Genomic DNA, 10,118 nt, shown 5'->3' on the forward strand with positions numbered 1-10,118 from the left:
GGTATCGGCTACGGCGCGCTGGTCGGCCTCGGCGCGAGCTTCCGTCCCGGTATCGAGGTGATGCTCGATGTGCTGGGCTTCGCCGCCGCCCTGTCCCGGGCGACGCTGGTCATCACCGGTGAGGGCTCGCTGGACGAACAGACGCTCCACGGCAAGGCCCCTGCGGGTGTCGCGGCGGCGGCCCGCGCACGGAACATCGAGGTCATCGCGGTCTGCGGCCGGCTGGCCCTCCCGCCGGAGGCCCTGGGCCGTGCGGGCATCCGGCGCGCGTACGCCCTGACCGAGCTGGAGCCGGATCCCGCGGTCTGTATGGCGGAGGCGGGCCCGCTGCTGGAACGCCTGGCGGCGAACATCGCACGGGACTTCCTGGTCTGAGCCGAGGACGAGGGAGACAGCACCGGAGCACAGGGCTGTCTCCTTCGTCCCGTCCTCCTCCGTCCCGCCCGCCCTCACGTGTGTCCTCTCCGGCCCTCGCGCGTGTCCGGGCCCGTGCCCGCCCGTACGGCACGTATGACTAGAGGTCTGCTGACCACAGACCTGCGCGCCGAGCGAAGGAGCACTCCCCATGGCTTACCGCCTGAAGACGATCAAGCGTAAGGAACATCTGGCCTTCGTCGGAGCCAGACCCTCGATCAGCCATATGCAGGTTCCCTCGTGGGGGGACGTGAAGCCGGACTGGCGGGCGGAGAGCCTCGGGTGGTTCGACGAGCGGGGGAACATCATCGGCGCGGGACTCGTCCTCTACCGGCCGGTACCGAAGATCAAGCGGTATCTCGCCTATCTGCCCGAGGGCCCCGCCATTGACTGGTTCGCCCCGGACCTGGCCCGGTGGCTCCAGCCGATGCTGGCCCATCTCAAGTCCCGCGGGGCGTTCTCGGTGAAGATGGGCCCGCCCGTCGTCGCCCGCCGCTGGACGGCGGACGTGGTCAAGGCGGCCATCGCCGATCCGGAGGTCCGTAGGCTGCGTGACGTCGAACCGACCAGCACCGAACCGCGCGCGTTCGCGGTCAGCGACCGGCTGCACCGTATGGGCTGGCGACAGAACGACGACGGCACGGACGACGGCTTCAGCGTCGGACAGCCTCGGTATGTCTTCCAAGTGCCGTTCGCGGGACGGTCGTTGGACGAGATCCAGCGCGGCTTCAACCAGCAGTGGCGGCGCAATGTGAAGAAGGCCGAGAGCGCCGGTGTGAAGGTGGAACGCGGCGGCTACGAGGATCTGCCCGCCTTCTACGAGCTGTACCGGGAGACCGCGGAGCGCGACCAGTTCCTGCCGCGTCCACTGACCTACTTCCAGGGCATGTGGACCGCGCTGACCCGCGAGCATCCCGACCGGATGCGGCTCTATCTCGCCCATCACGACGGTGAGGTCCTGTCCGCGGCGATCATGCTCACCGTCGGTGACCACGTCTGGTACTCGTACGGAGCCTCCACCGCCCGCAGACGCGAGGTGCAGCCGAACAACGCCGTCCAGTGGCGGATGATGTGCGACGCCCATGAACTCGGCGCCGGCGTCTACGACCTGCGAGGCATCACCGACACCCTGGACGAGAGCAACCATCTCCTCGGTCTGCTCCGCTTCAAGGCGGGCACGGGCGGTGAGGCGGCCGAGTATCTGGGCGAATGGGACTATCCGCTCAACAAACTGCTGCACAAGGCGCTCGACCTCTATATGGCCAAGCGCTGAACCACGCGCCGGACGGTACCGGTCCGGCGAACCGCGAGGGCCCGGGTGCGCAGCGCACCCGGGCCCTCGCGGTCACGACGTACTACGGAAGCTGCGCCGCCCGCGCCTCGCGGCGGTTGTCGCGGAAGGTGTTCACCCGCCGGGCCGTGGCGAAGAGCGGAATGACCGCGCCCGTCACGACCTGGAGCGCACAGCCCGTCTGGAGCAGCAGCTGACCGCCGGGAGCGTCGAACGCCCACGCCGCCAGCAGCCCCATCGCGGCCACGATCCAGCTCAGCATCGCCACCGCGAGAATTCCGCGTGGCTTCGGATACTCCACCCGGCTGACCATCAGCCACGCGACTCCGACGATCGCGAGCAGCGTCGGCACGAAGGGCAGCTCCAGCAGCACGATCGAGATGACCGTCAGCGCGCCGAAGGGGCTCGGCATGCCCTGGAACATGCCGTCCTTCAGCGTCACGCAGGAGAATCTGGCCAGCCGCAGGACGACGGCGAGCAGCACGACCACCGCCGCCAGAGCCGAGACCCGCTGATGGGCGTCATCCGCGACCATCCCGTACACCAGGACGAAGTACGCGGGAGCGAGACCGAAGCTGATCAGGTCGGAGAGATTGTCCAGCTCGGCGCCCATCGGTGAGCTGCGCAGCTTGCGTGCCACGAGCCCGTCGAACAGATCGAAGACCGCGGCGCACAGCATCAGGATCACGGCCGTCGCCGCGGAGTGCCGCGCCATGCCGGTCTCGTCGCTGCCCGTGAGATGCGGGATGAGGATGCCGGTCGTGGTGAAGTAGACGGCCATGAAGCCGCAGGTGGCATTGCCGAGTGTGAGGGTGTCCGCTATCGACAGCCTCAGCGACAGCGGCATCTCCTCCGCGTCGTCCTCCGCTTCGGCCTCGGCCTCGGTGGCCCAGCCGGCTTGCGTATCAGGATCAATCACGGTCAATTCGAGTCACCCCTGCGGTCGTGGTCTGACCGACCTCGACAGCGACATCGACACCTTCTGGAAGGTAGATGTCGACACGCGAGCCGAAACGGATCAGGCCGATGCGCTCGCCCTGTTCCACCTTGGTTCCCTGAGGCAGATACGGGACGATGCGGCGGGCCACCGCGCCCGCGATCTGCACCATCTCGATATCGCCCAGCTCGGTGTCGAAGTGCCAGACAACGCGCTCGTTGTTCTCGCTCTCCTTGTTGAACGCCGGAACGAATCCGCCGGGGATGTGCTCGACGGAGGTCACGGTTCCCGCGAGGGGAGCGCGGTTGACATGGACGTTCAGCGGACTCATGAAGATGGCGACCCGGGTGCGCCCGTCCTTCCACGGCATGATGCTCTGCACCACACCGTCGGCCGGCGAGATGACCCGGCCCTGAGTGATCTCACGCTCGGGGTCGCGGAAGAACCACAGCATGCCCGCCGCGAGCGCGGTGGCGGGCACAGCGAGGACAGCGGCACGCCGGGAACGGCGAGCACGGACCAGCCCGATCGCCGCGGTGGCGACGGTGGGCAGGAGCCACGGCGATGCTCCGCGCGCGAGGCGGACCCGGCCGCGTGGTGCAGAGGTTTGGCTGTGGGGCATGGATGACCTTCGTAGCGGATGATGCCGCGCGGGTAACGGGGGACGGCGGCTTTCCAGCGATGGTATCGGTTGCGAGCAGCAACTGAGCAAGCCAGCAGCCGAGTCGAGCGGCTTGAAGCCGGTGGCCCTCGTCGCTCAGACGTGGTTGACTTCGCGGCCAAACAAGATCAAAAGCGACAATCAGGCCTGCGATCGGTACTCCTCCAGCAGTCGGCGGCCAATGATCATTTTCTGGATCTCGGCGGTACCCTCGCCGATCAGCAGCATCGGTGCCTCGCGGTAGAGGCGCTCGATCTCGTACTCCTTGGAGAAGCCGTAACCGCCGTGGATCCGGAAGGCGTCCTCGACGACTTCCTTGCAGTACTCGGAGGCGAGGTACTTCGCCATCCCTGCCTCCAGGTCGTTTCGCTCCCCGGAGTCCTTTTTGCGTGCCGCGTTCACCATCATCGCATGGGCGGCTTCCACCTTGGTCGCCATTTCGGCCAGCTTGAACTGGATCGCCTGATGCTGTGCGATGGGTTTGCCGAAGGTGTGACGTTGCTGGGCATATGCCACGCCCAGCTCGAAAGCGCGCTGTGCGACGCCACAGCCGCGCGCGGCGACATTGACCCGGCCCACTTCGACGCCGTCCATCATTTGGTAAAACCCTCGGCCGGTGGTACCGCCGAGTACCCGATTGGCCGGAATGCGCAGTCCGTCCATGATCATCTCGGTGGTGTCGACGCCCTTGTAGCCCATCTTGTCGATCTTCCCGGGAATGGTGAGTCCGGGCCGTACCTCACCGAAGCCGGGCTCCTTCTCGACCAGGAACGTGCTCATCGAGCGGTGCCTGGCCGTGCCCTCCGGATGGCCCTCGTCGGTACGGCACAACACGGCCACAAGAGTGGACGTACCGCCGTTGGTGAGCCACATCTTCTGGCCGTCCAGTACATACGAGTCACCGTCCCGCACACCCTTGGACGTGATCGCGGAGACGTCCGAGCCGAGACCGGGCTCGGACATCGAGAACGCGCCACGCACCTCGCCGGCCGCCATCTTGGGCAGGAAGGCGTCCTTCTGCTCCTGGGTGCCGTGCTGCTTGAGCATGTACGCCACGATGAAGTGGGTGTTCACGATGCCCGAGACGGACATCCAGCCGCGGGCGATCTCCTCCACACAGAGCGCGTAGGTCAGCAGCGACTCGCCCAGACCGCCGTACTCCTCGGGAATCATCAGTCCGAACAGCCCGAGTTCCTTGAGGCCCTCGACGATCTGCGTCGGATACTCGTCGCGGTGCTCCAGCTCCGTGGCGACCGGGAGGATCTCCTTGTCCACGAAGTCCCTGACGGTCGCCAGGATCTCCCGCTGGATTTCGGTCAGCCCGGCTGTCTGGGCGAGTCGGCTCATGGCTAAGTCACTTCTCCCGGGGCTCGGGGCGGCCGGGCTGCTCGCCGCCGCGCTCCTTGATGTACTTCTCGGTGGGCACCATCACCTTGCGGCGGAAGACACAGACGACCGTGGAGTCCTGCTTGTATCCCTTGGTCTCCACATACACGATCCCGCGGTCGCTCTTGGACTTCGACGGCGTCTTGTCGAGCACGGTTGTCTCGCCGTAGATCGTGTCGCCGTGGAAGGTCGGCGCGATATGGCGGAGCGACTCGACCTCCAGATTGGCGATGGCCTTGCCGGAGACGTCCGGCACCGACATGCCCAGCAGGAGTGAGTAGATGTAATTGCCCACGACGACGTTCTTCCCGAAGTCGGTCGTCCGCTCGGCGTAGTTGCTGTCCAGATGCAGTGGGTGGTGGTTCATGGTGAGCAGACAGAACAGGTGGTCGTCGTACTCCGTGACCGTCTTGCCGGGCCAGTGCTTGTAGACCGCGCCGACCTCGAACTCCTCGAAGGTCCTGCCGAATCGCATCGCTCACGCCTCCGGAGCTTCGAAGGCGGTGGTGCGCCGCATTCCGGCGGCCCGGCCCTTGCCGGAGATGACCAGTGCCATCTTGCGGCTGGCCTCGTCGATCATCTCGTCGCCGAGCATCGCGGAGCCCTTCTTGCCGCCCGCTTCGGACGTGTAGTACTCGTACGCGTCGAGAATCAGCTCGGCGTGGTCGTAGTCCTCCTGGGAGGGCGAGAAAATCTCGTTCGACACCTCGATCTGGCCCGGGTGCAGCACCCACTTGCCGTCGTAGCCGAGCGCCGCCGCGCGCCCCGCCACCTCGCGATAGCCGTCCACATCGCGGATCTGGAGATACGGGCCGTCGATCGCCTGGAGATCGTATGTACGGGCGGCCATCAGAATGCGCATCAGGATGTAGTGGTAGGCGTCCGCGCCATAGCCGGGCGGCTGCTGCCCGACGACCAGGGACTTCATATTGATCGAGGCCATGAAGTCGGCGGGACCGAAGACGATGGTCTCCAGACGCGGGGACGCGCCGGCGATCCCGTCCACGTTCACCAGGCCCTTGGCGTTCTCGATCTGTGCCTCGATACCGATCCTGCCGACCTCGAAGCCCATCGTCTTCTCGATCTGGGTGAGCAGCAGATCGAGGGCGACGATCTGCTGGGCGTCCTGGACCTTCGGCAGCATCACACAGTCGAGATTGTGGCCCGCGCCCTCCACCACCGTGATCACATCGCGGTAGGTCCAGTGCGTCGTCCAGTCGTTGACGCGGACCACCCGGATCTTGCCGCTCCAGTCGCCCTTGTTCAGCGCGTCGACGATGGTGTGCCGGGCGCCCTCCTTGGCGAGCGGCGCGCAGGCGTCCTCCAGATCGAGGAAGACCTGGTCGGCCGGGAGTCCTTGGGCCTTCTCCAGGAAGCGCGGATTCGAGCCCGGTACGGCGAGACAGGAGCGGCGCGGACGCAGCCGGTTCGCGGCGGCTGCGGGGGGCGCGGCGGGCGTGGCAGGCGCGGTCATGCGTGGACCTCCAAGGGATCGAGCTTGTTCGCTTTCCTGATCTCATCGACGATACGGCCGATGATCCCGGTGATTCCGAAGTCCTTCGGCGTGAAGACGGCGGCCACTCCGGCCGCCCGCAGATCCTCGGCGTCGCCGCTCGGGATGATCCCGCCGACGACCACCGGGATATCGCCCGCGCCCGCCTCGCGCAGCCGCGCCAGCACGTCGGGCACCAGTGCCGCATGCGATCCGGAGAGGATCGACAGGCCCACACAGTGCACATCCTCGGCGAGCGCGGCACCGACGATCTGCTCCGGTGTCAGTCTGATGCCCTGGTAGACCACCTCGAAGCCGGCGTCGCGCGCGCGGACGGCGATCTGCTCGGCGCCGTTGGAGTGCCCGTCCAGACCGGGCTTGCCGACCAGCAGCCGCAGCCGTCCCGAGCGCAGCTCATCCGCGGTGCGGGACACCTTCTCCCGTACGGAGGCGAGCGCGGTGCCCGCCTCCGCGCCCACCGCGACCGGCGCTCCGCTCACGCCCGTCGGCGCGCGGAACTCGCCGAAGACGTCCCGCAGCGCCCAGGACCACTCACCGGTCGTCACTCCGGCCCGCGCGCACTCCACGGTCGCGGGCATCAGATTGGCGGTGCCCGCCGCGGCCTTCTTCAGCGCGGCCAGGGCCTCGCCGGCCCGGGCCTCGTCGCGGCCGTCCCGCCAGGTGTGCAGCGCCGCCACCACCCGTGCCTCGTTCGCCGGGTCGACCGTCATGATCGCGGTGTCCAGATCGGCGGTGAGCGGACTGGGCTCGGTGGACTCGTAGCAGTTGACACCGACGATCCTCTCCTCGCCCGACTCGATCCGCGCCCGGCGCCCGGCGTGCGAGGAGACCAGCCGCGACTTGAGATAGCCGGACTCGACGGCCGCCAGCGCGCCGCCCATCTCCTGGATACGGCCGATCTCCGCCAGGCTCTCCGTGACCAGGGCCGCCACCTTGTCCTCGACGACATGCGAGCCCTCGAAGATGTCCTCGTACTCCAGCAGATCGCTTTCGTGCGCCAGCACCTGCTGTATCCGCAGCGACCACTGCTGGTCCCAGGGCCTGGGCAGTCCCAGCGCCTCGTTCCAGGCCGGGAGCTGTACGGCACGGGCGCGGGCGTCCTTGGAGAGTGTCACCGCCAGCATTTCGAGGACGATCCGCTGGACGTTGTTCTCGGGCTGGGCCTCGGTCAGTCCGAGCGAGTTGACCTGGACGCCGTAGCGGAAGCGGCGCTGCCGGGCGTCCTCGATGCCGTACCGCTCACGGGTGACCGTGTCCCAGATACGGGAGAACGCCCGCATTTTGCACATCTCCTCGATGAAGCGCACACCGGCGTTGACGAAGAACGAGATCCGGCCGACCACATCCCCCTTGCGCTCCTCGGGGATCTGTCCGGACGCGAACACCGCGTCGAGCACGGCGATCGCGGTGGACATCGCGTACGCGATCTCCTGCACCGGAGTCGCGCCCGCCTCCTGGAGGTGGTAGCTACAGATATTGATCGGGTTCCATCGGGGCATGTGGTTCACCGTGTAGGTGATCATGTCCGTGGTCAGCCGCAGACTCGGGGCCGGCGGGAAGACATACGTCCCGCGCGAGAGGTACTCCTTGACGATGTCGTTCTGTGTCGTGCCCTGGAGGGCGGAGATGTCCGCGCCCTGTTCCTCCGCGACCACCTGGTAGAGCGCCAGCAGCCACATCGCGGTGGCGTTGATGGTCATCGAGGTGTTCGTACGCTCCAGCGGGATGTCCTGGAACAGGCGCCGCATGTCGCCGAGATGGGAGACCGGGACGCCGACCCGGCCGACCTCGCCGCGGGCGAGAAGATGATCCGGGTCGTAGCCGGTCTGCGTCGGGAGATCGAACGCGACGGAGAGGCCCGTCTGTCCCTTGGTGAGATTGCGCCGGTACAGCTCGTTGGAGGCCTCGGCGGTCGAATGACCGGCGTAGGTCCGCATCAGCCAGGGCCGGTCCTTCCCATGGTCCGTCATGGCGCCGCCCTCAGGCTTCGGTTGACGCGGAGGCGGCGGAGGCGGCGTGCGGGCGTCCCCGTGAGTGTGAGCGCCCGTCCTGCCGTGCGGGCGCGTCGCGGAAGAGGTTGATGGCGTCGATGTGCCGTGCGCGCAGCTCCTCGTCCCGTACGCCCAGGCCCTCGCGCGGCGCCAGCGCCAGCACACCGACCTTGCCCTGGTGGCGGTTGCTGTGCACGTCGTACGCGGCCTGGCCGGTGTCCTCCAGGGCGTACACCTTCGACAGCGTCGGATGGATCCGGCCCTTGGCCACCAGCCGGTTGGCCTCCCACGCCTCGCGGTAGTTGGCGAAGTGCGAGCCCACGATCCGCTTCAGGGACATCCACAGATAGCGGTTGTCGTACTCATGGGTGTAGCCGGAGGTCGACGCGCAGGTCACGATCGTGCCGCCCTTGCGTGTGACATACACACTCGCGCCGAAGGTCTCGCGTCCCGGGTGCTCGAAGACGATGTCCACGTCCTCGCCGCCGGTCAGTTCGCGGATGCGTTTGCCGAAGCGCTTCCACTCGCGCGGGTCCTGGTGCTGTTCGTCCTTCCAGAACCGGTAGCTCTCGGCGGTACGGTCGATGATCGCCTCGGCGCCCATCCGCCGGCAGAGCTCCGCCTTCCGGTCGCTGGAGACCACACAGACCGGATTCGCGCCGCCGGAGAGCGCGAACTGTGTGGCGTACGAGCCGAGTCCGCCGCTCGCGCCCCAGATCAGCACATTGTCGCCCTGCTTCATCCCGGCGCCGTTGCGGGAGACGAGCTGGCGGTACGCGGTCGAGTTGACAAGTCCGGGCGCCGCCGCCTCCTCCCAGGTCAGATGCTGGGGCTTGGGCATGAGCTGGTTGGACTTCACTAGGGCGAGCTCCGCCAGACCGCCGAAGTTGGTCTCGAAGCCCCAGATCCGCTGCTCGGGATCGAGCATCGTGTCGTTGTGGCCGTCGGACGACTCCAGCTCGACGGAGAGACAGTGCGCGACGACCTCGTCGCCCGGCCGCCAGGCGTTGACACCGGGCCCGGTGCGCAGCACGACACCGGAGAGGTCGGAGCCGATGATGTGGTACGGCAGATCGTGCCGCTTGGCGAGTTCGCTGACCTTGCCGTACCGCTCCAGAAAACCGAAGGTCGGCAGCGGCTCGAAGATCGACGTCCAGACCGAGTTGTAATTCACCGAGCTGGCCATGACGGCCACGAGGGCCTCGCCGGGCCCGAGTTCGGGCACCGGTACCTCGTCGAGATGGAGCGACTTGCGGGGATCCTTCTCGCGGGTGGGGAGACCGGCGAACATCTCGGTCTCGTCCTTGTGCACGGTCACCGCGCGGTACGAACCGGGGACGGGCAGTGCGGCGAAGTCGGCGGACGTGGTGTCCGGCGATTGGATCGCGTCCAGGATTTCCTTCACGGTGGAGCCTCCGGCGAAGCTGAGGGAGCGAGATGCGAGAGGGCTGCTCGCTGCTTGCTGGTGTGCGGTGGAGGTGCCGTCGGTTCGGCGGGTGCTGCTGATCGCGCTGATCGGCGGCGCCGGGTGGGCGCGGAGGTTGCCTGTGACGCAGGCGTCCGGGCGCACAAGCGAGATGGCTTGCGGGAACAGCCGGACAACCTCACGGTATGGCACGCCGTGACACATGACAAGGCACTGGGTGCCAGAAATCTCTCTCACTTGTCATCGGTGACACACGCATGAGCAATGTCTACCGCTCCCTCGGCGGGGAGTATCACCTCATGTGACCATATGGGCGCATGGTGTGCCGCGGGACGACCACAGCGCGGTCGCAGCGCGGCTACGACGCGACTACGCGTCTCTGAGCGCCTGCTTGATGGTGCGCATGACCTCGTCCAGCGGAGCGTCCGTGCGCGCCACCGTCACCAGGACATCCCCGCTGGTGCGGGCCGAGGCCGCGGCGTGCTGCGGCTTGCCGCCG

General features: G+C 67.4%; 9 protein-coding genes and 1 pseudogene. 2 read left to right on the forward strand and 8 right to left on the reverse strand.

Annotation, left to right across the window (positions count from 1 at the left end; all coding sequences use genetic code 11):
• Together GA0115259_RS15670 and GA0115259_RS15675 are read left to right on the forward strand one after the other, a co-directional pair.
• Window positions 1-375 (forward strand): glycerate kinase (locus GA0115259_RS15670; protein WP_141716581.1); only part of this gene is annotated, 375 nt, incomplete at its 5' end.
• Between the two features lie 190 nt (window positions 376-565).
• Complete coding sequence (locus GA0115259_RS15675) at window positions 566-1,687, forward strand: lipid II:glycine glycyltransferase FemX (protein ID WP_093596747.1); 1,122 nt, start codon at window positions 566-568, stop codon at window positions 1,685-1,687.
• Between the two features lie 82 nt (window positions 1,688-1,769).
• On the opposite strand, the gene pssA is transcribed toward GA0115259_RS15675, so the two are convergent.
• The 8 genes and pseudogenes from pssA to GA0115259_RS41875 all read right to left on the reverse strand — a co-directional run.
• Complete coding sequence (gene pssA / locus GA0115259_RS15680; protein WP_176732561.1) at window positions 1,770-2,630, reverse strand: CDP-diacylglycerol--serine O-phosphatidyltransferase; 861 nt, start codon at window positions 2,628-2,630, stop codon at window positions 1,770-1,772.
• A complete protein-coding gene (locus GA0115259_RS15685) occupies window positions 2,617-3,264 on the reverse strand; it encodes a phosphatidylserine decarboxylase (protein WP_066943027.1) in 648 nt (215 codons plus the stop codon). The genes pssA and GA0115259_RS15685 overlap by 14 nt, the downstream gene beginning before the upstream one ends.
• A gap of 180 nt (window positions 3,265-3,444) precedes the next feature.
• A complete protein-coding gene (locus GA0115259_RS15690; protein ID WP_093596753.1) occupies window positions 3,445-4,650 on the reverse strand; it encodes an acyl-CoA dehydrogenase family protein in 1,206 nt (401 codons plus the stop codon).
• A gap of 7 nt (window positions 4,651-4,657) precedes the next feature.
• On the reverse strand, window positions 4,658-5,164 hold the full coding sequence (locus GA0115259_RS15695) for a MaoC family dehydratase (RefSeq protein ID WP_093596756.1): 507 nt from the start codon (window positions 5,162-5,164) through the stop codon (window positions 4,658-4,660).
• Window positions 5,165-5,167: 3 nt separating this feature from the next.
• On the reverse strand, window positions 5,168-6,163 hold the full coding sequence (locus tag GA0115259_RS15700) for an HpcH/HpaI aldolase/citrate lyase family protein (RefSeq protein WP_093596759.1): 996 nt from the start codon (window positions 6,161-6,163) through the stop codon (window positions 5,168-5,170).
• Window positions 6,160-8,172, reverse strand: coding sequence for a protein meaA (locus tag GA0115259_RS15705; protein ID WP_093596762.1), 2,013 nt, complete (start codon window positions 8,170-8,172; stop codon window positions 6,160-6,162). Before GA0115259_RS15705 ends, GA0115259_RS15700 begins: the two co-directional genes overlap by 4 nt.
• A gap of 10 nt (window positions 8,173-8,182) precedes the next feature.
• Window positions 8,183-9,598 (reverse strand): crotonyl-CoA carboxylase/reductase, encoded by a 1,416-nt coding sequence (gene ccrA / locus GA0115259_RS15710; RefSeq protein ID WP_256098015.1) that lies wholly within the window; start codon window positions 9,596-9,598, stop codon window positions 8,183-8,185.
• Window positions 9,599-9,988: 390 nt separating this feature from the next.
• A pseudogene (locus tag GA0115259_RS41875) lies at window positions 9,989-10,118 on the reverse strand (TetR family transcriptional regulator); the annotation flags it as partial.

The sequence above is a fragment of the Streptomyces sp. MnatMP-M17 genome (genome assembly GCF_900091995.1).
Lineage (GTDB): Bacteria > Actinomycetota > Actinomycetes > Streptomycetales > Streptomycetaceae > Streptomyces.

Coding starts and splice junctions, on each gene's coding strand:
- GA0115259_RS15685 (WP_066943027.1), bottom strand. CDS start 3,264: ATGCCCCACAGCCAAACCTCTGCACCACGCGGCCGGGTCCGCCTCGCG.
- GA0115259_RS15705 (WP_093596762.1), bottom strand. CDS start 8,172: ATGACGGACCATGGGAAGGACCGGCCCTGGCTGATGCGGACCTACGCC.
- GA0115259_RS15675 (WP_093596747.1), top strand. CDS start 566: ATGGCTTACCGCCTGAAGACGATCAAGCGTAAGGAACATCTGGCCTTC.
- GA0115259_RS15695 (WP_093596756.1), bottom strand. CDS start 5,164: ATGCGATTCGGCAGGACCTTCGAGGAGTTCGAGGTCGGCGCGGTCTAC.
- GA0115259_RS15690 (WP_093596753.1), bottom strand. CDS start 4,650: ATGAGCCGACTCGCCCAGACAGCCGGGCTGACCGAAATCCAGCGGGAG.
- GA0115259_RS15700 (WP_093596759.1), bottom strand. CDS start 6,163: ATGACCGCGCCTGCCACGCCCGCCGCGCCCCCCGCAGCCGCCGCGAAC.